24 protein-coding genes are annotated in these 21632 nt (G+C 54.1%); 12 read left to right on the top strand and 12 right to left on the bottom strand.

The genetic code is table 11. From position 1 onward, the window contains the following. Positions 1 to 58: 58 nt before the first annotated feature. Positions 59 to 1495 carry an aminotransferase-like domain-containing protein gene (locus AXE65_RS01750; RefSeq protein WP_068387153.1) on the top strand — a complete coding sequence of 479 codons (1437 nt, stop codon included), beginning with the start codon at positions 59 to 61 and terminating at the stop codon, positions 1493 to 1495. Positions 1496 to 1497: 2 nt separating this feature from the next. On the opposite strand, the gene AXE65_RS13180 is transcribed toward AXE65_RS01750, so the two are convergent. The 9 genes from AXE65_RS13180 to prfB form a co-directional block, all read right to left on the bottom strand. Next, positions 1498 to 1662: a DUF2897 family protein gene (locus tag AXE65_RS13180; protein ID WP_079213996.1), complete on the bottom strand. Its 165-nt coding sequence runs from the start codon at positions 1660 to 1662 to the stop codon at positions 1498 to 1500. Positions 1663 to 1693: 31 nt separating this feature from the next. Next, on the bottom strand, positions 1694 to 2422 hold the full coding sequence (locus tag AXE65_RS01745; protein WP_068387150.1) for an arginyltransferase: 729 nt from the start codon (positions 2420 to 2422) through the stop codon (positions 1694 to 1696). Positions 2423 to 2463: 41 nt separating this feature from the next. Continuing rightward, positions 2464 to 3159, bottom strand: a complete 696-nt coding sequence (gene tsaB, locus AXE65_RS01740) for a tRNA (adenosine(37)-N6)-threonylcarbamoyltransferase complex dimerization subunit type 1 TsaB (RefSeq protein ID WP_068387147.1) — start codon at positions 3157 to 3159, stop codon at positions 2464 to 2466. A 54-nt stretch (positions 3160 to 3213) separates the two neighbouring features. Further along, the gene (locus AXE65_RS01735) at positions 3214 to 5133 is read right to left on the bottom strand and encodes a tetratricopeptide repeat protein (RefSeq protein ID WP_160330579.1); all 1920 of its coding nucleotides are present in this window, start codon (positions 5131 to 5133) and stop codon (positions 3214 to 3216) included. Positions 5134 to 5147: 14 nt separating this feature from the next. After that, the gene (locus AXE65_RS01730; protein ID WP_068387141.1) at positions 5148 to 6131 is read right to left on the bottom strand and encodes a tetratricopeptide repeat protein; all 984 of its coding nucleotides are present in this window, start codon (positions 6129 to 6131) and stop codon (positions 5148 to 5150) included. A 77-nt stretch (positions 6132 to 6208) separates the two neighbouring features. Then, the gene (gene adk, locus AXE65_RS01725; RefSeq protein ID WP_068387138.1) at positions 6209 to 6856 is read right to left on the bottom strand and encodes an adenylate kinase; all 648 of its coding nucleotides are present in this window, start codon (positions 6854 to 6856) and stop codon (positions 6209 to 6211) included. A 35-nt stretch (positions 6857 to 6891) separates the two neighbouring features. Next, complete coding sequence (locus AXE65_RS01720) at positions 6892 to 7212, bottom strand: PA3694 family proteiin (RefSeq protein ID WP_068387135.1); 321 nt, start codon at positions 7210 to 7212, stop codon at positions 6892 to 6894. 9 nt (positions 7213 to 7221) lie between these two features. After that, positions 7222 to 8703 carry a lysine--tRNA ligase gene (gene lysS / locus AXE65_RS01715; protein ID WP_068387221.1) on the bottom strand — a complete coding sequence of 494 codons (1482 nt, stop codon included), beginning with the start codon at positions 8701 to 8703 and terminating at the stop codon, positions 7222 to 7224. Between the two features lie 14 nt (positions 8704 to 8717). Further along, a protein-coding gene (gene prfB, locus AXE65_RS01710; RefSeq protein WP_153015363.1) for a peptide chain release factor 2 occupies positions 8718 to 9813 on the bottom strand; the annotation gives its coding sequence in 2 pieces (ribosomal slippage) (positions 8718 to 9740 and positions 9742 to 9813; 1095 coding nt in all). 443 nt (positions 9814 to 10256) lie between these two features. Here prfB and argF point away from each other — a divergent pair. Both argF and AXE65_RS01695 read left to right on the top strand, forming a co-directional pair. Next, the gene (gene argF, locus AXE65_RS01700; RefSeq protein ID WP_068387129.1) at positions 10257 to 11168 is read left to right on the top strand and encodes an ornithine carbamoyltransferase; all 912 of its coding nucleotides are present in this window, start codon (positions 10257 to 10259) and stop codon (positions 11166 to 11168) included. Further along, positions 11161 to 12210, top strand: coding sequence for an ABC transporter ATP-binding protein (locus AXE65_RS01695; protein ID WP_068387126.1), 1050 nt, complete (start codon positions 11161 to 11163; stop codon positions 12208 to 12210). The genes argF and AXE65_RS01695 overlap by 8 nt, the downstream gene beginning before the upstream one ends. Here AXE65_RS01695 and AXE65_RS01690 read toward each other — a convergent pair. Then, positions 12194 to 12976, bottom strand: coding sequence for a sulfite exporter TauE/SafE family protein (locus AXE65_RS01690; RefSeq protein WP_068387123.1), 783 nt, complete (start codon positions 12974 to 12976; stop codon positions 12194 to 12196). The two genes, AXE65_RS01695 and AXE65_RS01690, sit on opposite strands and share 17 nt — an antisense overlap. A gap of 66 nt (positions 12977 to 13042) precedes the next feature. Here AXE65_RS01690 and AXE65_RS01685 point away from each other — a divergent pair, with 66 nt between their 5' ends. From AXE65_RS01685 to lpxH, 4 genes are read left to right on the top strand one after another with little or no spacing between them, the layout of a single operon-like run. After that, entirely contained in the window at positions 13043 to 13801 is a 759-nt protein-coding gene (locus tag AXE65_RS01685) for an NRDE family protein (protein WP_068387218.1), read from the top strand. 31 nt (positions 13802 to 13832) lie between these two features. Then, positions 13833 to 14624 (top strand): 2-(1,2-epoxy-1,2-dihydrophenyl)acetyl-CoA isomerase PaaG, encoded by a 792-nt coding sequence (paaG, locus tag AXE65_RS01680; RefSeq protein ID WP_068387120.1) that lies wholly within the window; start codon positions 13833 to 13835, stop codon positions 14622 to 14624. Positions 14625 to 14681: 57 nt separating this feature from the next. Further along, the gene (locus AXE65_RS01675) at positions 14682 to 15176 is read left to right on the top strand and encodes a peptidylprolyl isomerase (protein ID WP_068387117.1); all 495 of its coding nucleotides are present in this window, start codon (positions 14682 to 14684) and stop codon (positions 15174 to 15176) included. Then, positions 15173 to 15901 (top strand): UDP-2,3-diacylglucosamine diphosphatase, encoded by a 729-nt coding sequence (lpxH, locus tag AXE65_RS01670; protein WP_068387114.1) that lies wholly within the window; start codon positions 15173 to 15175, stop codon positions 15899 to 15901. Before AXE65_RS01675 ends, lpxH begins: the two co-directional genes overlap by 4 nt. Here the strand turns inward: lpxH and AXE65_RS01665 are convergent. Then, positions 15898 to 16494 (bottom strand): MiaE family protein, encoded by a 597-nt coding sequence (locus AXE65_RS01665; RefSeq protein WP_068387111.1) that lies wholly within the window; start codon positions 16492 to 16494, stop codon positions 15898 to 15900. The two genes, lpxH and AXE65_RS01665, sit on opposite strands and share 4 nt — an antisense overlap. Positions 16495 to 16600: 106 nt before the next feature. Here AXE65_RS01665 and AXE65_RS01660 point away from each other — a divergent pair, with 106 nt between their 5' ends. The 3 genes from AXE65_RS01660 to AXE65_RS01650 all read left to right on the top strand — a co-directional run bounded on the left by AXE65_RS01660 (position 16601) and on the right by AXE65_RS01650 (position 19414). Further along, the gene (locus AXE65_RS01660) at positions 16601 to 16825 is read left to right on the top strand and encodes a DUF2970 domain-containing protein (RefSeq protein WP_068387215.1); all 225 of its coding nucleotides are present in this window, start codon (positions 16601 to 16603) and stop codon (positions 16823 to 16825) included. Positions 16826 to 17259: 434 nt separating this feature from the next. Next, the gene (locus AXE65_RS01655) at positions 17260 to 18918 is read left to right on the top strand and encodes a nitrite/sulfite reductase (RefSeq protein ID WP_068387108.1); all 1659 of its coding nucleotides are present in this window, start codon (positions 17260 to 17262) and stop codon (positions 18916 to 18918) included. Continuing rightward, positions 18902 to 19414, top strand: a complete 513-nt coding sequence (locus AXE65_RS01650; protein ID WP_068387105.1) for a DUF934 domain-containing protein — start codon at positions 18902 to 18904, stop codon at positions 19412 to 19414. The genes AXE65_RS01655 and AXE65_RS01650 overlap by 17 nt, the downstream gene beginning before the upstream one ends. Here AXE65_RS01650 and lnt read toward each other — a convergent pair. Continuing rightward, on the bottom strand, positions 19397 to 20908 hold the full coding sequence (gene lnt, locus AXE65_RS01645; protein WP_068387102.1) for an apolipoprotein N-acyltransferase: 1512 nt from the start codon (positions 20906 to 20908) through the stop codon (positions 19397 to 19399). The genes AXE65_RS01650 and lnt overlap by 18 nt on opposite strands. 132 nt (positions 20909 to 21040) lie before the next feature. On the opposite strand from lnt, the gene AXE65_RS01640 reads away from it, so the two are divergent. Then, positions 21041 to 21421, top strand: a complete 381-nt coding sequence (locus AXE65_RS01640; protein ID WP_068387099.1) for a RidA family protein — start codon at positions 21041 to 21043, stop codon at positions 21419 to 21421. Between the two features lie 20 nt (positions 21422 to 21441). Continuing rightward, on the top strand, positions 21442 to 21632 hold a 191-nt coding region (locus AXE65_RS14000; RefSeq protein ID WP_204376497.1), incomplete at its 3' end, for a hypothetical protein.

Genomic DNA, 21632 nt, shown 5'->3' with positions numbered 1-21632 from the left:
CCGGTACAGTTTGTGGCAGAATGCGGGCTTGCCCGTTGCAGCGTTTGATAGATAGCCCATGACTGCCCTGCTGTACCAGAAAATCGCCCGACAATTGGAAGCTGACATTCAGCGTGGCGTGTATCGGCCGGGGGAAAAAGTGCCTTCGGTGCGCAAGTTAAGCCAGCAGCTTAATGTCAGTCACGCCACGGTATTACAGGCTTATGCACGGCTCGAAGACCAAGGACTGATTCGCGCCCGTCCGCAGTCGGGCTATTACGTGCGCGAGCAGGTGGGCGAAAGCCAAGCCTTGACCGCACCCGCGCCGAACATGGCTAAAGTTGAGCCGCCTTCGCTGGTCACTCGCGCCAGCATTATTGCCAAGGTGCTCGCCGAATCACGTCGCGCCGGTGCTTTCCCGCTCGGCACGGCGGTGCCGCACGGCGACTATCTGCCGCTTAGGGCGCTGCATCAGCAGCTTTACAAGGTCACGCGCTTTCATGGCGGGCAGGCTTTTGGCTATATGTTCAGCCCCGGCTTTGAGCCGCTGCGTCGGCAAATCGTCATCCGCATGCGTGATGCGGGCGTTGTGGTAGACCCGGGCGAGGTTATCGTCACTCACGGCTGTGTAGAGGCGCTGCAAATGTCGCTGCGCGTGTTGACCAGCCCCGGCGATTTAATTGCAACCGAGTCGCCCGCCTATTACGGCCTGTTGCAACTGGCTGATTTGCTTGGGCTTAAGGTGATTGAAATCCCCTGTGACCCGCAAAGCGGATTAAGTCTGGAGGCGCTGCGCCTGGCCGCGACGCAGTGGCCGATCAAAGCGCTGGTGCTGGCCTCAAGGCTGTCCAACCCGTTGGGTGCGAGCATGCCGCCCGAACGCCAGCAGCAGCTTTTGCGTCTGTGCCAAGAGTTTGATTTGCCGCTGGTCGAGGACGATATTTTCGGCGAGCTCATGTTTGAGCCAGGCAAAAGCCGCGTCCTTAAAGCGCAAGATAGCGATAGTCGCGTGCTGTATTGCTCATCCTTTACCAAGACACTGGCACCGGGGCTGCGCATCGGCTGGTTGATTGCGGGCAAATGGCAGGGACAAATCCAGCGGCTGCAAACCTTCAGTACCCATTCGGCATGCAGCGTCACGCAAATGGGCGTGGCGGCTTATCTGGAAAACGGCGGCTTTGAGCGCCATTTGCGGCAAATCCGGCAGGAATACCGCAAAAACCTGACGCAATTCCAACTGGCAGTGCAGGAGTATTTTCCAGACGGCACACAAATCAGCCGCCCCGAAGGCGGCTTTATTCTTTGGGTGAGCCTGCCGCGCGGTATCGAAACCAAAGCGCTGCATCTGCGTGCGCTTGACCAAGGTATCAGCATTGCGCCAGGGATGATTTTCAGCAATACCGAACAGTTCAACCATTGCCTTAGGATTAACTGCGCCGTGCCCTGGGAGCGCGAGGCGCAGTGGGCGCTGATGACGCTAGGCCGATTGGCCGCGCAGCTTGGACAGGGAGGTTAGGGCTAGCGCTCTTTATCCAAAGCGTCCTGTTCTCGATTACGTTGTTTAATACGCTCTAATTGTTCTTTAGATAAGGGTAATTTCTTTGCGCTATCGCGCAATAACAATAGGGAAGACAGCGGCAAACCCAGTGCCAAAATTATGATTAACCAAGCGTACCAAGGCATGTTGTTTCCCTTGTTTGTATTTAATTTGCATTTAATCGGCGAGTGCTTTTTCGCTATAGCGATACCAATGATGGCTGTGCATCATCATTTGGATGGGGCGGTATTCGGTTTTGTAATTCATTTTGCGGCATTGGCGGATGAAATAACCCAAATACAGCGCATGCAATCCTAAGCGTTTGCATTGATTGATTTGGCTCAAAATCGCAAAGCGACCCAGACTGCGCTGTTCTTCATTCGGCTCGTAAAAGGTATAAACGGCGGTTAATCCGCGCGGCAGCTCATCGGTCACCGCGACCGCCAATAAGCGCTCTTCTTTACGAAACTCATAAAAGCGGGAAAACGGCAATGGGTTTAATAAAAATCTGGAAAACTGCTCAGGGCTTGCCGGGTACATATCGCCATCGGCGTGTTTACCCTCGATATAACGCGCGTAGAGATCGTAATATTCATCCGTAAAACGTGGTTTTGTAATATGCAGGGTTAAATCGGCATTACGCTTTAGATTGCGTTTTTGCTGTCGATTAGGCACAAACTCATTGGCCACTACCCGCAGCGGCATGCAGGCATTGCAACTTTGGCAACGCGGGCGATAAAACTGTTCACCGCTGCGGCGAAAGCCACATTCACAAAGCTGCATAAACCGTTCAGCATCCACCGTCTCGCGCGGGTCAAACAATAAATTGCTGGCCTGTTGCCCCGGCAAATAACCGCAAGGCGAAGGCTTGCTAATAAAAAAACGGCATTGAGTTAAATCGGTCATGGCAAACCTTGGCAGGGTATGCGTCTTATTGTAAGTCTATTTTAAGGCGCAGGTTTGCTGGTGACTTTATCGCGCAGATAAACCGGCTGCGCCTGTTCAGCGGGGATTTGTTCGCCTCTAGCCAAGGCGCGTTGCGCCAGATGCAAAATATCTTCGGCATGTGGCAACAGTGATGCGTCTTTATGCGTGATTAACGCCAGTTGTTGATGGCCGCCTGCTACCGACCAGCCACTGCCCGCACCGAACCAGTCACCGTTTGCCGTGCGCGGCAGCCTGGCCTGCGCCGGTGGCAGTACCGCTTCCATACCTTGCAGGCGCATTTCGCCCTGCTCAAAGCGATAGCAGCCAAAGTAAAGCTCGCCGATGCGCGCATCAATGGCGGCGGCGACTTGTTCTGCACCGTGCTCGCGCAGGGCGCGCTGGGCGAGGGCGGCGAGGTTGGAGATAGGCAGCAGCGGGCAGTTCAAGGCAAACGCCAGGCCCTGCGCGACTGAGGCGGCAATGCGCACACCGGTAAACGCACCAGGGCCGCGGCCAAAGGCGATGCTGTCCACGGCATTTAAGGCAATACCGGCTTCACTTAACAGGGTTTGCAGCATTGGCAGCAGGCGCCCCGCGTGCAGACGCGGAATCACTTCATAGTGGGTAAGGATTTGCCCTTGGTGAAGTAAAGCGACCGAACAGGCTTCGGTGGCGGTATCAAGGGCGAGCAGGGTGGGGAGAGGGTGTCGTTTCATAAGGGATGATAGGGCTTGCTGGAAAATGGCGTTTTTGCAATATCCATCCATCTGTCAGTGCCCCAGAAAGGTTTTTGAAAACCATTTTCTAAGGGGGCCTTGGTGGATTCGCTTCAGTGCGCGGCTTGCTTCCGGATGCCCGCGTTTAGCGGCTAATTGATACCAGCGAATGGCCTCGCCCAGGTTTTTGTCTGTGCCAAGACCTTTTTCATACAGGGTGCCAATAAGGTACTGCGCATCCAGCGAACGAGAATCGCCTGGCTCTTGCACTACAGCCCGTTGAAAAAAGTAGAGTGCTTTTTGGTAATTCTGTTCTACGTGCTTGCCCTGCAGATAAAACTGGGCAAGATGGAGTTGTGAGAGCCAGTGGCCTTGTTCTGCCGCTGAGGTCAGCCAGTTTATCGCCTCACTACATTCTTTGTGGATGATTTTATTACGGTAGATGTGAAGGCATGCCGAACTATGGTGCCACTGCACCATTTTATCCCCCTGTCTTGCCAGCGGCAGGTTTTTTTCAAAGTGGCGGTATCTTCGCCGGATGTCATACAGTGCGTTTTTTGCGAAGGCATAGTTTTGCGCGACGGATAATTGATATAAGTGAATGGCTTTGTCATGGTCAGGGTTTACCCCCCAACCGTAGTCATACATGTGTCCCAGATAATATTGGGCATCCCTATAATGTTGTGCGCTGGCGAGTTGAAACCAGTGTAGGGCTTGGGCGTAATCTTGTTTTACCATGTAGCCCTTGAGATACATATAACCCAAAAAGTTTTGCGCTTGCGGTAATTCTTGATCGGCTGCTTTTTTGCACCAGAGTAAGGCACTCTCAGCGTTTTTTCGGACATGTTTGCCGAAACGATAGGCGAGGCAAAGGGTATATTGCGCCAGAGCATCGCCTTTTTTTGCCAAGGCTTGTGATTCTTTAAAGGCTTCGTATAAGTACGGCGCTTGATCGGAGTAACGGTAGTAATCCCCGCGTTCGCTGGCTAATTGATACCAGCGTTCGGCCTCGTTCTGGTTTTTGTCTACGCCAAGGCCTTTTTCATACAGGGTGCCAATAAAGCGCTGCGCATCAGAATTGCCTTGTTCTGCAGCCCGTTGAAAAAGGTAGAGTGCTTTTTGGTAATTCTGTTCTACGTGTTTGCCCTGCAGATAAAACTCGGCAAGATAGCGTTGTGAGAAGCTGTCGCCTTGTTCTGCCGCTGAGGTCAGCCAGTCTATCGCCTCACTACATTCTTCGCGGATGACTAGTTCACGGTAACGGTAGGCGAGGCCAAAGCATGCCGCGCTATTGTGCCACTGAGCGTCTCTATCCCCCTGTCTTGCCCACGGCAGGTTTTTTTCAAAGTTGCGGTATCTTTGCCGGATCTCATCCAGTGCCTTTTTTGCGTAGTGATCGTTTTGCGCGGCGGATAATTGATATAAATAAATGGCTTTGTCATGGTCAGGGTTTACGCCTAAGGCGTAGTCGTACATTTGTCCCAGATAATATTGGGCATCCTTATAATTTTGCGCGTTGGCGATTTGAAACCAGTGTAGGGCTTGGGCGTAATCTTTTTTTACCATGTTGCCATTGAGATACATATAACCCAAGTAGTTTTGCGCTTGCGCTAATCCTTGATCGGCTGCTTTTTTGCACCAGAATAAGGTGCTCTCAGTGTTTTCTTGGACATATTTGCCGAAACGATAGGCGAGGCAAAGGGAATATTGCGCCAGAGCATCGCCTTTTTTTGCCAGGGCTTGTGATGTTTTAAAGGCATCTAATGATTGCGGCGCTTCATAGTAGTAACGCGGTGGTGTCCAGTCCCCGGCAAAGGCTGGGATCAATGGGCTCAGTAACAGGATGGAAAGCAGCTGCAGTATATTTTTTGCATTCATAGCTTTAACCTCAATGCTCGCCGTTGTTACCCTCTCGCAGCGGGCAAGGGGAGGTGGTGAGATGATCGGGCTTGCTGGAAAATGGCGTTTTTGCAATATCAATCCATCCGTCAGAGACCCGGAAAGGTTTCTGAAAACCATGTTCCAAGGAAGCCATAGCGGATTCGTCTCAGTGCTTTCTTTGCTCCCCAATGCCCCTGTGCGGCGGATAATTGATACCAGCGTATGGCCTCGCTCTGGTTTTTGTCTACGCCAAGACCTTCTTCATACATGGTGCCAATAAGGTACTGCGCATGATAATCGCCTTGCTCGGCAACCCGTTGAAAAAAGTAGAGTGCTTTTGGGTAATTTTGTTCTACGTGCTTGCCCTTAAGATAAAACTCGGCAAGATATTTTTGTGAGAATTTGTAGCCTTGTTCTGCCGATGAGATCAGCCAGTCTATCGCCTCACTACATTCTTTGCGGATGACTTGTTCACGCCAGATGCCAAGGCATAGACTGGCGCAGTCCCACTGCGCACTTTTATCTCCCTGTCTTGCCCGCGGCAGTTTTTTTTCAAAGTCGCGGTATCTTTCCAGGATTTTATCCAGCGCCTTTTTTGCGTCGTAATTGTTTTGCGCGGCGGATAATTGATAGAAATAAATGGCTTTGTCATGGTCCGGGTTTACCCCCCAGCCGTAGTCATACATTTGTCCCAGATAATATTGGGCATCCTTATTATTTTGTGCGCTGGCGATTTGAAACCAGTGTAGAGCCTGGGCGTAATCTTTTTCTACTGGGTTGCCATCGAGATACATATAACCCAAGTACTCTTGCGCTTGCGCTAATCCTTGATTGGCCGCTGTTTTGCACCAGAATAAGGTCTTTTCAGCGTTTTTTCGGACATATTTGCCGAAACGATAGGCGAGGCAAAGGGTAAATTGCGCCAGAGCATCGCCTTTTTTTGCCAAGGCTTGTGATGTTTTAAAGGCTAGGTAGGATTGCGGCGCTTGATAGTAGTAACGCGGCCTGTGATCCAGTCCGGCAAAGGCCGGGATCAATGGGTTCAGTAACAGGATGAGAAGCAGGTGCAGTATATTATTTTTTGCATTCATCGCTTTAACCTCAACGCCCGCCGTTGTCACCCTCTCCCCCAGCCCTCTCCCGCGCTAGCGGGCAAGGGGATGCTGGCTTAGTTCAACACATTTAACAACCGTTCGGTAATTTGCGCCAGGCTACCGCTGCCGTTAATGCGGCTGTATTTGGGCTGGCCGTTTTTGGCGGATAGATTTTGGTAGAAGTGAATTAAAGGTTTGGTTTGTTGGTGGTAGACGGCAAGGCGGTTACGCACGGTTTGTTCTTTATCGTCGTCGCGCTGGATGAGGGCTTCGCCGCTTTCATCGTCAATACCTTCGGCTTTCGGCGGATTGTGGGTGATGTGATAAATGCGCCCGCTAGCGGGGTGTACGCGCCGCCCGGCAATACGCTTGACGATTTCTTCGTCGGCGACGTCGATTTCTATCACTTGGTCGATGGTGATATTGGCTTCAATCAGCGCCTCGGCTTGCACCAAGGTGCGCGGGAAGCCGTCGAATAAAAAGCCGTTTGCGCAGTCGGCCTGGGTAATGCGTTCTTTGACCAGATTGATAATCAGTGCGTCGGAAACAAGACCTCCGCTATCCATTGCGCTTTTGGCTTGTTTGCCCAGTTCGGTGCCGGCTTTAACGGCGGCGCGCAGCATATCGCCGGTGGAGATTTGCGGGATATTCAACTGCTTGCAGATAAATCCGGCTTGCGTGCCTTTTCCGGCACCGGGTGCTCCCAATAAAATCACACGCATTTTGCTCTCCTTTATCGTTGCTTTATCGTTGATGATTACTGCGTTACTTCTTGCGGCACGGTATCGCCTGCGCAGCGTACGGCGCGTTTTTTGCTGTCTACCAGCACGCCGGATAAGCCTTTTTGGCGGCTGTCGAACAGTACCAGCACGCCGTCAATACAAAGTGCGCTTTGCTCGGCCGGAGCCAGTTTAAGTTTAACCTGTTCACCCGGGATACTTTTAAGCATGGTGAACTCGGCCAAAAGCCTTGCATCTTCTGGCTTGGCAAAGTGCAGATAGCCGTAATACCAAAGGGATGCCACCGTAAGCAGGACGCTGCCGACGGCGGTCAAAATCAGGCGCTGCGTACTGTCCATAACCTTTGTTTAGCCTTCGGGGCGCATATGCGGAAATAAAATCACATCGCGGATGGAGGGCGAGTTGGTCAGCAGCATCACCAGCCGGTCAATGCCGATACCTTCGCCCGCCGTCGGCGGCATGCCGTATTCGAGTGCGCGAATATAGTCGCTGTCGAAGTGCATGGCTTCATCGTCGCCTGCGTCTTTTTCGCGCACTTGCGCGGCAAAACGTTCGGCCTGGTCTTCGGCATCGTTCAGTTCGGAATAGGCATTGGCAATCTCGCGCCCGCCGATAAAGAGTTCAAAGCGGTCGGTGACATTCGGGTCATCGGCACTGCGCTGCGCCAGTGGGGAAACTTCAAACGGATAGCGGGTAATAAAAGTCGGCTGTTCCAGCTTCGGTTCAACCAGCTCTTCAAATAATATCGTTTGTAATTTGCCCAAACCTTCGTGGCCTTTAATTTGCCCGCCGGCTTTTTTGGCAAGTGCGCGGACAGTATCAATATCGCGTAAATCCGCTTCGCGGATGCCCGCGAATTGCACGATGGAATCAAACATGGATAAGCGCGCAAACGGCTCGGCAAAGTGGAAGACTTTATCGCCGTAAGGCACATCCGTACTACCTAATACCGATTGCGCTAATTCACGCAATAAGACTTCGGTTAAATCCATATTGTCTTGATAATCGGCAAAGGCTTGGTAAAACTCCAGCATGGTAAATTCGGGGTTATGCCGGGTGGAAACCCCTTCATTACGAAAGTTGCGGTTAATTTCAAAGACCTTTTCAAAACCGCCGACCACCAGACGCTTTAAATAAAGCTCCGGTGCAATGCGCAGATACATGGGCATATCCAGCGCATTGTGATGGGTGGCAAAAGGCTTGGCTGAAGCGCCGCCGGGAATGGCTTGCAGCATCGGTGTTTCGACTTCAAGAAAGCCATGCGCTTCCATAAAACGGCGGATATGCGCAATTACTTGTGAACGTACGCGGAAGGTTTTTTGGGTGGTTTCGTTGACGATTAAATCCAAATAACGCTGGCGATAACGTTGTTCGGTATCGGTTAAGCCGTGATGTTTATCCGGAAGCGGGCGCAGCGCTTTGGTTAAAAGTCGCAGGCTTTGCATATCGACATATAAATCACCTTTACCGGAGCGCGCCAAGGTGCCTTCGGCGGCAATGATGTCGCCCAAGTCCAAACTGCTGGCCAAGGCTAATTGCTCAGAGGATAAAGTTTTACGATTAACGTAGAGCTGCAAGCGGCTACTGCTGTCTTGAATGACTAAAAAAGCGCCGCGATTGAGCATTAAACGTCCGGCGACTTTAACCGCTATGGCGGCGGCTTCCAGTTCGGCTTTGCTGCTGTCTTTATATTGTTGTTGTAAATCGTCGCAATAATGGCTACGACGAAAATCATTGGGAAAGGCGTTGCCCTGCTCGCGCAATGCGGCGAGTTTGTCGCGCCGTGCGGCGATTAAATGGTTTTCGTCCGGCTGTGCTGATTCAGTCATATCAATAAGTTCCATTACAGCCCTTGTTTTAGGCTGGCTTGTAAAAATTCGTCGAGGTCGCCGCCCAAGACTTTATCGCAGTCGCTGCGCTCAACGCCGGTGCGCAGGTCCTTAATGCGCGATTGGTCGAGCACGTAGGAGCGGATTTGATGTCCCCAGCCAATATCGGATTTGCTGTCTTCGAGGATCTGTTGTGCGGCGTTACGTTTCATCATTTCCAGCTCATAGAGCTTGGCACGCAGCATTTTCATGGCGCGGTCGCGGTTGGCGTGCTGCGAGCGTTCGTTCTGGCAGGAAACCACGGTATTGGTGGGCGTGTGGGTGATGCGAACCGCCGAATCCGTGGTATTGACGTGCTGGCCGCCCGCACCGGAAGAACGGTAGGTATCGATGCGCAGTTCCGCCGGATTGATTTCAATCTCGATGCTGTCGTCAATTTCCGGCGAGGCGAACACCGCGCAAAACGAGGTATGGCGACGGTTGCCAGAATCAAACGGGCTTTTGCGTACCAGCCGGTGCACGCCAATTTCGGTGCGCAGCCAGCCAAAGGCGTAGTCACCGCGGATATGAATAGTGGCGCTTTTGATACCGGCGACTTCACCTTCGGATAGTTCGACGATTTCCGCTGCAAAGTCGTGTTTTTCTGCCCAGCGCAGATACATACGCAAAATCATTTGCGCCCAATCTTGCGCTTCCGTGCCGCCGGAGCCTGACTGAATATCGAGCCAGGCGTTATTGCTGTCCATCTCGCCGCTGAACATGCGGCGAAATTCCATGTCGGCGAGCAGCGTTTGCAGGCGCTCCAGTTCGGCGTTGATTTCCAAAAGCGCCGCTTGGTCTTCTTCCTCGGCGGCCATTTCCAATAGCTCGTGGGCATCAATAAGGCCTTGGCCTAATTCATCCAAAGTGCCGACTGTTTGTTCCAGCAAGGCGCGTTCGCGCCCGAGGCTCTGCGCGTAATCGGGGCGATTCCAGATGCTGGGGTCTTCCAGCTCGCGGGTCACTTCCACCAAGCGTTCGTGCTTGTGGTCGTAGTCAAAGATACCCCCGAAGTTGAGCGGTACGGCTTTGAAGTTCTTTGATTTGGCTTAGTGTGGGGTTGATTTCCATCAAGGCTAACTCAGGCAGGTACTTAGAAGAAAACGCCGGATTATAGCGCAAGCTTTAGGGTCTGTTCCCGTGTCAAACGTGGCCGCGACGGAGCCAGATTTTGCGCGCGGCAAGGCGCGAGAAGAGAAATTTGCTCATGCAAATGAACGACGAGCAACACAGCAGCGCACAAAATCTGGCCCGTCCCTTCGGGCTGCGCCCAAAATTTCGCCATACGTTGTTGCAGCATTTGCCAAGGTTGTACACATTGGCTGCATGCTGCGCCTAGTCTGGCGAAATTTTGAGCAGCAGCGCGGCTCGCGTTTGACACGGGAACAGACCCTATGGTCTGTTCCCGTCTCCTCGGTCGCGGGTGGGAGAGGGGAAAATGGCGATATTTTCTTGGTATTGGCAGCGGGTTTTATATAAACTTTTAGGTTTTTCCCGTATGGGGTTGGCTTTTGATGGGTGCCAAACATTTTCTGTCCCTGCTGGACTTTAACCCTGCTGAGCTTACCGCTTTGATTGCGCGGGCGAGCGAGCTTAAAAAGCTAAGGGCGCAGGGCGTGTTGCCGCAGCCGCTGAAAAACCGTGTGCTGGGGGTGATTTTTGAGAAGGCTTCCACGCGCACGCGGCTGTCTTTTTCCGTCGGCATGATTCAGCTTGGCGGGCAGGCGCTGTTTTTGTCCCCGGCCGATACCCAGCTTGGTCGCGGCGAACCGCTGGCCGACAGCGCCATTGTGATGTCTTCGATGCTCGATGGGCTGATGATTCGCACCTTTGCCCATGAGACGCTGCGCGCATTTGCGGCGCATTCGAGCGTTCCGGTTATTAATGGCCTGTCCGATGAACTGCATCCGTGCCAGTTGCTCGCCGATATGCAGACCTATAGCGAGCAGCGCGGCGCGATTGCCGGTAAAACCGTGGCCTGGATTGGCGACGGCAACAATATGTGCAACAGCTATCTGGAAGCCGCTGTGCAGTTTGACTTCAAGCTGCGTATTGCCTGCCCCGAAGGTTACGAGCCGGATGCGCGTTATCTTGAGCTTGCCGGTGAGCGCGTAAGGCTTGTGCGTGACCCATTTGAGGCGGCAGCAGGCGCACATTTGGTCACCACCGATGTATGGGCTTCGATGGGGCAAGAAGAAGAGGCCGCGCAGCGCCTTAAAGCCTTTCACCTGTATCAGGTGAGCCGTGATTTGCTGGATAAAGCGCACGCCGATGTGCTGTTTTTGCACTGTCTTCCCGCCCATCGCGGCGAAGAAATTAGCGAAGATTTGCTGGATGACCCGCGCGCCGAAGTTTGGCAGCAGGCCGAAAACCGCCTGCACGCGCAAAAAGCCCTGCTTGAGAAGTTAATTGCCCCTAATGTCTGAACCTCATTTACTCAAACTGCACGACGTCGCTTGCGCCTACGGCGACAAAGCGGTGGTAAAAAACATCAGCTTTAACCTTAATACCGGTGAAATCGGCTGCCTGCTGGGGCCTTCCGGCTGCGGAAAAACCACCGTGCTGCGGGCGATAGCCGGATTTGAAACGCTGCAACAGGGCAGTATCCATTTAGAAGGCGCGTTATTGTCCCGTCCGGGATTTTGTCTTGCGCCGGAAAAACGCCGTATCGGTATGGTGTTTCAGGATTACGCGCTGTTTCCGCATCTAACCGTGGCAGGCAATATCGGCTTTGGTATCCGCAAACACCCCAAAAGGGCGCAGATTGTTGGTGAGCTTTTGGAACTGGTCGGGCTTGCTCGCGAGGCCAGGCGCCATCCGCAGGAGCTGTCCGGTGGCCAGCAGCAGCGCGTGGCGCTGGCACGGGCGCTGGCACCTAATCCGCAGCTTTTGCTGCTGGATGAGCCGTTTTCCAACCTTGATACCGAGCTGCGCCGCCGTCTGGCGGGCGAGGTGCGCGATATTCTTAAAGCGCGGAAGACGGCGGCTTTGCTGGTCACTCATGACCAGGACGAAGCCTTTGCCGTCAGCGACCAAATTGGCCTGATTTATCAAGGTCATCTGGAGCAATGGAGCACGCCGCAAAAACTCTGGCAGCAGCCCAAAACGCCGTTTGCCGCGCGATTTATCGGCCAAGGCTATTTTATTGTCGCAACGGCGACAGGCACCAAGCAGGCACAGAGCGAACTGGGTACGGTTTTTACTGCGCAGGATTGGCAGACCGACACCAAGCTCAACCTGCTACTGCGTCCGGACAGCTTGCAGTACGCGCCAGACAGCTCGCTGCATGGCGAGCTTTTGAGCAAGACCTTTCAAGGTGCGGGTACGCTGTGCCGTTTTCGTCTGGCCGGTGGCAGCCTGGCCTTGGCGTTGCTGCCGGGCTGCTTTGAAGCGGCCATCGGCAGTACGGTAGGGCTTTCGTTAAATAGTCAAAGCCTGCTGGCGTTTCCCGCTACAGCAGAAACTTAAGGCCTACGCTCAGCAGCAGCAAGGCAAACAGGCGCTTAAGCAATAGTTGTGGCAGTCGGTGCGCAAGATTCGCACCGAGCTTGGCAAAAGGTACGCTAAGCAGCGCAATGCCAAGCAATGCGGGCAGGTAGATATAACCTAAGCTCCAGTTTGGCAAAGCACCGGCTTGGCTGCCGAGCACAGCAAAGCTCAGCGCCCCCGAGAGTGCAATCGGCAGTCCGCAAGCGGCAGAAACGGCGACCGCCTGCTGCATGCTCTGCCCGCGCCAGAGCAAAAACGGCACCGAGAGCGAGCCGCCGCCAATGCCAAAAATCGCCGCTGCCCAGCCAATCACCCCACCGGCTGCACTAAGCCCTGCCGTACCAGGCAAGCCGCCGCTCGCTTTCGGGCGTAAATCCAGGGCAATTTGCAGCGCCATCAGCAGGGCAAAAATACCGATGATTTTTTGCAAGGCAGGTCCGCTAATCGCCCCGGCCGTCCATGCCCCCAGCGCACTGCCCACAATGGTGCCAAAAGCCATCGGCAGCACCACCGCCATATTCAGCGCGCCTTTTTTATGATGGGCATAAGCCGAAGACAACGAGGTAAAAATAATGCTGGCAAGCGAGGTGCCAACCGCCATATGCGTGAGCAGTTCTGCCTCAAAGCCTTGCGCGGTAAAGGCAAAGACCAACACCGGCACAATAATTAAGCCGCCGCCCACGCCAAACAATCCGGCCAACAACCCGGCGGCAGCGCCGAGCAACAGAAACAGCATAAATTCCATAAACACCTCAAGGCTTGCTGGCGCATAGATAGTGCGCACTGATTAATGACGGTTATTATGCCCGCCATGTGCCTGATAGTCTTTGCTTGGCGACCTGCGAATAAGCTCCCGTTAGTGGTCGCCGCCAATCGTGATGAGTTTTATACCAGGGCGACACTTTCGCTTGCAGCTTGGGCGGATGCGCCGTGGATTGTGGCCGGGCGCGATTTGCAAGCAGGCGGCAGTTGGCTGGGCGTGACACAAAGCGGTCGCTTTGCCGCGCTGACCAATATCCGCGAGAAAAACCGTGGCCAATTAGGCAAACGCTCGCGCGGCGAATTGGTCGCGGGCTTTTTGCGCGGGCAGCACTCGCCCGCCGATTATCTGGCCGAAGTCGCCCGCCATCTGGATGACTACGAAGGTTTTAATCTGCTGGTAGGTGATTTGCACGAGCTTCACTACCTCAATGCGCGCGATGGTCAGCCGCAAAAACTTAAAGCGGGGATTTATGGCCTGTCCAACGCGGCGCTAAATACCCCCTGGCCGAAACTTGAGCGCTGCCGCGCCGCCTTGGGCAAAGCGCTTGAGCAAGACGAAGCACAAACCGAAGCCTTGTTCTCATTACTGGCAGACCGCCAGCAAGCGGCGGATATGGAGCTGCCGGATACGGGATTAACACTCGATTTTGAGCGACTGCTGTCTTCGCCCTTTATCGCAAGCAGAAGCTACGGCACCCGCGCCAGCACCGTACTGCTGCGCCGTATTGATGGCTCGATGTGGCTTGGCGAAAGGCGTTTCGGTGAGGGGGGCGGTTATCTGGGCGAAAACAGTTTTACGTTATCCTGAGCGCTTTTCATTATTTAAAACGAGTATGGGTATGAATTTTCAGCATATTTTATTTTCCATCTGCGACAGTGGGGTGGCTTTGCTCTGCCTTAATCGACCGGCACAGCTCAATAGCCTCAATGAAGCCATGCACTTGGAATTACAACAGGCGCTGGCCGAAGTTATTGCTAATCCGGCCATTCGTGCTTTGCTGCTGACCGGTGAAGGGCGCGGCTTTTGCGCCGGGCAAGACTTATTCGATGGCAGCGTTATCGGCAGTGGCGAGCCGCTGGATTTAGGGCAGACTATCGAGCGCTTCTACAACCCGCTGGTCAGTGCGCTGCGCGATTTGCCCAAACCCGTGGTCTGCGCGGTCAATGGCGTGGCGGCGGGCGCTGGAGCCAATATCGCGCTCGCCTGTGATCTGGTGGTCGCCGCGCGTTCAGCCTACTTTGTGCAGGCCTTCTGCAAAATCGGACTGGTGCCGGATGCCGGTGGCACGTTTTTTCTGCCACGCTTAATTGGCACGGCTCGTGCCAAGGCGCTGATGCTGCTGGGCGACAAATTGCCCGCTGAGCAAGCCGAACAATGGGGGCTGATTTGGCGCGTGGTTGATGATGAACTGCTGCGTGAAGAAGCGCTTATGCTCGCGCGCAAACTCGCTAAAGCACCTTACAGCCTTGCACTAACCAAACAGGCGCTTAACCAAAGCGCCACCAATAGTTTTAATGAACAAGTGGCTTTAGAGCGCGATTTACAGCGTAAAGCCGGACAAAGCGAAGACTTTAAAGAAGGCATCCGCGCTTTTATGCAAAAGCGCGAGCCAAAATTTAACGGGCGCTAATCACGGCAAATCCGTATCATACTGCCCCCCCTTACTTCCCTGTTGTGAGTCACTCTTATGGTTAAGCTGCATACCAATTACGGCGTTATCGGCCTCAAACTTTTTGCGGATAAAGCGCCAGAAACCGTCGCCAACTTTGAACAATATGTCCGAGAAGGCCATTATGACGGCACCATTTTCCACCGCGTGATTAACAACTTTATGATTCAAGGCGGCGGTTTTACCGTCGATATGCAACAAAAAAGCACCCGTGCACCGATTAAAAACGAAGCGGCCAACGGCCTTTCCAACAAAACCGGCAGCATTGCCATGGCGCGCACTTCCGAGCCGCATTCGGCCAGCGCACAGTTTTTTATCAATGTCGCCGATAACGCCTTTCTCGACCACAGCGCACCGACGGCTCAAGGCTTTGGCTATGCCGTATTTGGCGAAGTCTGCGAAGGCATGGAGGTCGTCGAGCGCATCAAAAAAATCGCCACCGGCTCACGCAGCGGCCATCAGGATGTCCCCAAAGAAGAAGTGATTATCGAGAAGGCTGAGATAGTTGATTGATTTTACTGATTTCTGACCTGCACCTTGAAGCCGGTCGGCACGATATTACGCGCGGCTTTTTGGACTTTTTAGAGCAGCAAGCGGTTAAAGCGAAAGCGCTTTATATCTTGGGCGATTTTTTTGAAGTCTGGCTGGGCGACGATGACATGTCGCCCTTTGCCAAACAAATCGCCGAAGCGCTGCACGCTTTAAGCCAAAGCGGTACGCGCATTTTTATCATGCACGGCAACCGCGATTTTTTAATAGGCGAGCACTTTTGCCGCGAAGCAGGCTGCACCTTATTAGCAGACCCCAGCCTGATTGAGCTAAGCGGTGAAAAAGTCCTGCTGATGCACGGCGACAGCCTCTGCACAGAGGACACCGGCTACCAAAGGCTGCGCTTTTGCCTGCGTAACCCCTTAAGCCTTTGGCTGCTTAAGCACTTGCCGCTTTGCCTGCGCCGTTCGCTGGCACGCAGACTGCGTAAAACAAGCCGCCATCAGACGCAGGTGAAAGCCGGTAACATTACCGATGTAACGCCCGATGAAGTACGGCGTGTGATGCAGGCAAACGGTGTGCAAACCCTGATCCACGGTCACACCCACCGACCGGCAACGCATGTATTGCAGATTAACCATCAACCGGCCCAGCGCATTGTACTCGGCGACTGGGATAAACAAGGCTGGTTTTTACAGCTGGATCAAAACGGGTTTGTGCAACATGCGTTTGATTTGCCGGTAAATTAAAATGGCACGCCGCTGTGAAAACGAAACTCACGGTCTTTGCTTAAAATCGCTTCTTGTTCAACTTGCGCAAATAATTGAACGCGCTCATCAATAGGCTCTGTTGAGTGCTGAGAAGCCAGTTTTAAATAATCCTGATAATGCCTTGCTTCGGATTTTAATAACGAGCGGTAAAAGTCAGTTAATTCTTGATCCAAAAAGGGAGCCAAACGAAAAAAACGTTCGCAAGAACGCGCTTCAATAAAGGCGGCGACAATCAAGGTGTCGGTTAAGCGCTGTGGCTCGGTGCGGCGGATAGGGCGGTGCAAACGCTCGGCATAGTGCGAGGCAGAGAGCGGACGGTAAGCAATGCCGCGCTTTTGCATCAGTGCCAGCACCTGTTCAAAATGGCGCAGTTCCTCGCGCGCGAGGCGCGACAGTTTGTACTGTAAATCCGTCTTTTCCACATGACGAAACAGCAGCGAAAGCGCGGTGGAGGCGGCTTTTTTCTCGCAGTTGGCGTGGTCAATCAGCAAAATGTCTTGGCTTTCTAGTGCCCAGTCAAGCCAGGCATCCGGCGTTGGGCAAAGCAAAAAGGCTTCAATCTCTGACAGCATGGAGCGTTCCTTCAAAGCGAGCGCCGCATTATACAGGCGCTACCGCCGCGAGGCGTTTGCTGGCAAAATCATCTGCGCTGTTTGCCCTTATCCAAGGAAGCTCATCATGCAAGTTAATAATGAACAACAAGAGCCGCCACTGCGTTTTATCGAGCTATTACAAAGCGTACTGGCCGCCGCCTTCGGCGTGCAAAGCGGCAAAAACCGCAGCCGCGATTTTTCGCGCGGCAAACCCTGGCAGTTTATTGTTATTGGCTTGTCGTTTACCGGCGTTTTTGTATTGCTTTTGTTTGTGATTGTTAAACTGGTGCTCTATTTTTCTGGAATTTAATCAACTGCTATTAAATACACTATCGGCGAAGGGTATTTAAAACTCGCCCGGGCAGAGCCGAGCGAGATTTTAAGGCAATAGCGCAGCAGTGGTTTGGCGAGCGGCGTGATTATTGATGGCTAACCCAATAAAGCGCGGTAGCTACGCAAATTAAAATCAGGACAAAAATGGCGCGGGCATCGACGATGCTGTCGCGTTCGTGCGGGTCGGTCGGTTGAGTCATGATGATTTCCTGTTGTTGTGGTAAGTGCCTATTAAAGGCGGTCTTTTTCTGCCGTCAAGCGCTTTTTAATCCCGCAAAATTCTAACCATATGCTAACGCTGTGCTTTTTTGCATATCGCAAGACTGGTATCTTGCGCAGCCTTGCGGGTTTTGCGTAGCCGTGCGCTAAAGCCTCGCCAGCCGCCGCCTGAGAGCGAGAGACCGAAAGACCATGTATCAGTATGACCAATACGACCAGCAGATTGTCAACGAGCGGGTCGAACAGTTTAGAGACCAAACGCGCCGCTATCTGCAAGGCGATCTGTCCGAGGAAGAGTTTCGCCCGCTGCGCCTGCAAAACGGCCTGTATATCCAGCGTTATGCGCCGATGCTGCGCGTGGCAGTGCCTTACGGGCTGATGAACAGTCGGCAGGTGCGCAAGCTCGCGCAAATTGCCCGCGACTACGACAAAGGTTATGCGCATATCAGCACGCGGCAAAATGTGCAGTTCAACTGGCCCGCGCTGGAAGACGTGCCAGAAATTCTCGCAGAACTCGCCAGCGTGCAGATGCACGCCATTCAGACCAGCGGCAATTGCATCCGCAATACCACCACCGACCAATTTGCCGGGGTGGCGCAAGATGAAGTGGTTGACCCGCGCCCTTGGTGCGAGCTGATTCGCCAGTGGTCTACCTTTCACCCGGAGTTTGCCCATCTGCCGCGCAAGTTCAAGATTGCCGTGCACGGCTGCGCCCACGACCGCGCGGCGACTTTGGTGCATGACATTGGCCTTGAAGCGCTGCGAGGTAAGGGCGGCGAACTGGGCTTTCGCGTGGCCGTTGGCGGCGGGCTGGGGCGCACGCCGATGGTCGGCAGCGTCATCAACGAATTTCTGCCTTGGCCGCACCTTTTAAGCTATCTGGACGCGGTGCTGCGCGTCTACAACCGTTACGGCAGGCGGGACAACAAATACAAGGCGCGTATCAAGATTTTGGTCAAGGCGCTCACCCCGGAAGTATTTGCAAGGCGTGTGGCCGATGAATGGGCGCTGCACAAAGATGGCCCGAACACGCTAACCGAGGCAGAAGTTGCCCGTGTTGCGCAGCATTTTGTTGACCCCGCTTACCGCGATCTGGAAAACCAGCCCGCGCTACTCGAACAGTGGGATAAACAGCACCCCGGCTTTGCCCGCTGGCGCGTGCGCAATACGCATCCACACAAAAAGCCCGGCTATGTCGCCGTCACCTTAACCCTTAAAGCGACCGGCGAAGCGACTGGTGATCTGAGTGATAAACAACTGGATGCCATTGCCGACTTGGCCGAGCGCTACAGTTTTGCCGAGGTGCGCAACAGTCATCAGCAAAACATCATCCTCGCCGATGTTGAGCAGGGCAAGCTGCTGGAACTCTGGCAAGTGCTGCGCGAACAAGGCTTTGCCACGCCGAACCAAGGGCTGTTGAGCGATATGATTTGCTGCCCTGGCGGTGATTTCTGCTCGCTCGCCAATGCCAAATCCATCCCCATTGCCGAAGCCATCCAGCGGCGTTTTGACGATTTGGATTACCTGTTTGACATTGGCGAGCTGGAGTTAAACATCTCCGGCTGCATGAACGCCTGCGGCCATCACCACGTCGGCCATATCGGCATTTTGGGCGTGGATAAAAAAGGCCAAGAGTTTTATCAGGTTTCCTTGGGCGGCAGCGGCGGACGTGATGCCACGCTTGCGCAAATTTTGGGACCGTCTTTTGCGCAGGACGATATGGCCGATGTGATCGAGCGCATTATCAAGGTCTACCTTGAGCAGCGCAGCGAGGACGAGCGCTTTTTGGATACCTACCGGCGTATTGGCATGACCCCGTTTAAGGAGCGCGTCTATGCAGTCAGTCATTAAAAACGGCCAGGTTTTAGCGGACGACTGGCTTCTTTTGGCCAAAGAAGCACAGCTTGCCGATTTGCCGGAAAACACCGATTGCATCGTGCCGCTCGCCCTTTGGCAAGCCGAACGCGAGGCGCTCAAAAGGCGGCCTGGTGCCTTGGCCATTTGGCTGGATGCCGATGAAGAAGTCGAAGCGATTGCCGCCGATTTGCCGAATTTCGCGCTGATTGCGCTTAACTTTCCGGCTTTTACCGATGGCCGTGCGTATTCATCGGCGGCGCTACTGCGCCAGCGCTACGGCTTTAAAGGCGAAATCCGCGCCATTGGCGATGTGCTGCGCGACCAACTGTTTGCCATGCGCCGCTGCGGCTTTGACGCTTTCGCCATCCGCGCGGATAAAGACCCGCATGACGCGCTTAAAGGCTTGGCCGATTTCTCGGAAAGCTACCAAAGCGCGGCGGAGCAACCCCTGCCGTTATTTCGCCGCCGCGCTTTAAGCGGGCGAGGGTAGCTTAAAGTGCCGAGTGATAGCGGCAACCGTCACCATCAGGGCGCAAAGTACTAACAGCGGCCAATGACCCCAGCTTAGCCAAGGCGTGAGTCCCTGCATCGGCTGTACCTGCCCATAAAGTAGCGCCTGCTCAAACTGCGGGATTTGCGCCGTTATTTCGCCGAATGGGTCAATCAGTGCGGTGACGCCGTTATTGGTTGCGCGAATCATCGCCCGCCCGCTTTCCAGTGCTCTGGCGCGAGCCATTTGCAGATGCTGCCAGGGGCCGATGGAGCGGCCAAACCAGGTGTCGTTGCTCAGTGTCAGCAAAAGATGGCTGCGCGCCGCTCCCCCTGCGGCCAGCAGCGGATAGACCACTTCGTAGCAAATCAGAGGCGCAATCAGCGTTCCTTTGGCGTTAAGTGGCGGTTGATTGGGCGCACCTGCACTAAAGCTCGACATCGGCAAATCAAAAAAAGTAATCAGTCCGCGCAGTAACTGTTCCAGCGGTACGTATTCGCCAAAAGGCACCAGTTTTTGTTTCAGATAAGTGCCTTGGCCTTCACCCAAGGTCATCACGGCGTTGTAGTAACGCCCGTCTTCACGCAGCGGCACGCCGGTCATCAGCGCGGCACGGCGTCGGTGAGAAAAAGCCGCCATCTGCGCCAAATACGGCTCGATATATTCCTTAAGCACCGGCACGGCGGTCTCTGGCCAGACCACCAGATCGGTCTGCCGCGCGTGGCGGGTCAAGTCTGCGTACAAATCCAGTTGCGCCTGCAATTGCTCGCGTTCCCACTTAAGCTGCTGCGGCACATTGCCTTGCACGGCGGCGACCGATAGCGGCGAGCCTGTCGGCTGCGTCCACTGATGGCCTTTAAGCCACCATCCGCCCAGCCAAGGCGTAACCAACAAGCAAAGAGCAGCGATCAGTAGCAACGGCCTGCGGCGCAGGCAGGGAAGGCAGGTGAAAAGCGCCGCCGATAAGGCCAGCACAAAGGAAGCCAGCCACACTCCGCCCAGCGGGAATAATCCAGCAAGCGGTGCGCCAAGCTGGCTGTAGCCCAGATACAGCCAAGGAAAACCGCCCAAAAGCCCACTGCGCAGCATCTCTTGCAGCGTCCACAGCGCGGCAAAGGCCAGTGCATCGATAACAGGTGAGCGATTAAGGCGCAACCAGCGCACCCAGATAAACGCGGTCAATGCCAGCAAAAAGGCCAGTCCCGCGCAAAAAGCCAAGGTTAAAAATCCGGCCAAGAGCGGCGAGGCCGCGCCGTAATCGTGAATGCTGACATAAACCCAATGCACGCCGGCCAAAAATAGCCCGAAGCCATAAAACCAACCGCAGAAAAAGGCCTGTTTTGGCGAGAGCGGGCGCAATCCTAAGTAAAACAAGGCAAGGGAAAGCAGCGCCAGCGGCCACAGGTCAAACGGTGATAGCGAAAGTACCGCCAGCGCCCCGGAGGCAAAGGCGATTAAATGTCCAAACAGTCTGTGGCGAGCCAGCCATTGCATCGGCATGATTTCCAAAGCCTAAAGCTGCGTATTCTCGCACGCTTGGCGCGGCTTCTGGCGCATGCTGTGGTACTCTGGCGAGTCCCCATTGGGGCAAAACATAACAACGGCTCTCAAGCAAAGGAGTTTTCCATGAGCAAAAGCGTTATCCAGGCTGATAAAGCACCCAAAGCCATTGCGCCTTATTCGCATGCTATTAAGGCCGGTAATACGGTTTATCTGTCCGGCCAGGTGCCGCTTGACCCGGCAACCATGAAGTTGGTTGAAGGCGGTTTTGAGGCGCAGTGTGTGCAGGTATTTGAAAATCTAAAAGCCGTGATTGAAGCGGCGGGCGGCAGTTTTAAGGATGTGGTCAAACTCAATGCATTTTTGACCGACCTTGCCAATACGCCGGTGCTTAATCAGGTGATGGAACGCTATTTCGACAAGCCCTATCCGGCACGTGCCGCCATTGGCATTGCCGCGCTGCCGCTGGGCTCGTTGGTGGAAATTGACGGGATTGTGGTGCTTTAGGGTCTGTTCCCGCTTCAAACGTGGCCACGACGGAGGCAGATTTTTCGCGCGGCAAGGCGCGAGAAGCGAAATTTGCTCATGCAAATGAGCGACGAGTAACACAGCAGCGCGAAAAATCTGCCCCGTCCCTTCGGGCTGCGCCCAAAATTTCGCCATACGTTGTTGCAGCATTTGCCAAGGTTGTACACATTGGCTGCATGCTGCGCCTAGT

Origin of the sequence: Ventosimonas gracilis (genome assembly GCF_001580025.1) — a bacterium.
Lineage (GTDB): Bacteria > Pseudomonadota > Gammaproteobacteria > Pseudomonadales > Pseudomonadaceae > Ventosimonas > Ventosimonas gracilis.
The sequence above is the reverse complement of the archived record's forward strand: the minus strand, read 5'-3'. Positions and strand labels throughout refer to the sequence as shown.

What these genes read in the sequence shown, in the direction of transcription:
- paaG (WP_068387120.1), top strand. Translation starts at nt 13,833, where the DNA reads ATGAATTTTCAGCATATTTTATTTTCCATCTGCGACAGTGGGGTGGCT.
- AXE65_RS01750 (WP_068387153.1), top strand. Translation starts at nt 59, where the DNA reads ATGACTGCCCTGCTGTACCAGAAAATCGCCCGACAATTGGAAGCTGAC.
- AXE65_RS01720 (WP_068387135.1), bottom strand. Translation starts at nt 7,212, where the DNA reads ATGGACAGTACGCAGCGCCTGATTTTGACCGCCGTCGGCAGCGTCCTG.
- lysS (WP_068387221.1), bottom strand. Translation starts at nt 8,703, where the DNA reads ATGACTGAATCAGCACAGCCGGACGAAAACCATTTAATCGCCGCACGG.
- AXE65_RS01640 (WP_068387099.1), top strand. Translation starts at nt 21,041, where the DNA reads ATGAGCAAAAGCGTTATCCAGGCTGATAAAGCACCCAAAGCCATTGCG.
- AXE65_RS01675 (WP_068387117.1), top strand. Translation starts at nt 14,682, where the DNA reads ATGGTTAAGCTGCATACCAATTACGGCGTTATCGGCCTCAAACTTTTT.
- AXE65_RS01650 (WP_068387105.1), top strand. Translation starts at nt 18,902, where the DNA reads ATGCAGTCAGTCATTAAAAACGGCCAGGTTTTAGCGGACGACTGGCTT.
- tsaB (WP_068387147.1), bottom strand. Translation starts at nt 3,159, where the DNA reads ATGAAACGACACCCTCTCCCCACCCTGCTCGCCCTTGATACCGCCACC.
- AXE65_RS01665 (WP_068387111.1), bottom strand. Translation starts at nt 16,494, where the DNA reads ATGCTGTCAGAGATTGAAGCCTTTTTGCTTTGCCCAACGCCGGATGCC.
- adk (WP_068387138.1), bottom strand. Translation starts at nt 6,856, where the DNA reads ATGCGTGTGATTTTATTGGGAGCACCCGGTGCCGGAAAAGGCACGCAA.
- AXE65_RS01745 (WP_068387150.1), bottom strand. Translation starts at nt 2,422, where the DNA reads ATGACCGATTTAACTCAATGCCGTTTTTTTATTAGCAAGCCTTCGCCT.
- AXE65_RS01660 (WP_068387215.1), top strand. Translation starts at nt 16,601, where the DNA reads ATGCAAGTTAATAATGAACAACAAGAGCCGCCACTGCGTTTTATCGAG.
- lnt (WP_068387102.1), bottom strand. Translation starts at nt 20,908, where the DNA reads ATGCAATGGCTGGCTCGCCACAGACTGTTTGGACATTTAATCGCCTTT.
- argF (WP_068387129.1), top strand. Translation starts at nt 10,257, where the DNA reads ATGGGTGCCAAACATTTTCTGTCCCTGCTGGACTTTAACCCTGCTGAG.
- AXE65_RS01695 (WP_068387126.1), top strand. Translation starts at nt 11,161, where the DNA reads ATGTCTGAACCTCATTTACTCAAACTGCACGACGTCGCTTGCGCCTAC.
- AXE65_RS01690 (WP_068387123.1), bottom strand. Translation starts at nt 12,976, where the DNA reads ATGGAATTTATGCTGTTTCTGTTGCTCGGCGCTGCCGCCGGGTTGTTG.
- AXE65_RS01655 (WP_068387108.1), top strand. Translation starts at nt 17,260, where the DNA reads ATGTATCAGTATGACCAATACGACCAGCAGATTGTCAACGAGCGGGTC.
- AXE65_RS13180 (WP_079213996.1), bottom strand. Translation starts at nt 1,662, where the DNA reads ATGCCTTGGTACGCTTGGTTAATCATAATTTTGGCACTGGGTTTGCCG.
- AXE65_RS01730 (WP_068387141.1), bottom strand. Translation starts at nt 6,131, where the DNA reads ATGAATGCAAAAAATAATATACTGCACCTGCTTCTCATCCTGTTACTG.
- AXE65_RS01685 (WP_068387218.1), top strand. Translation starts at nt 13,043, where the DNA reads ATGTGCCTGATAGTCTTTGCTTGGCGACCTGCGAATAAGCTCCCGTTA.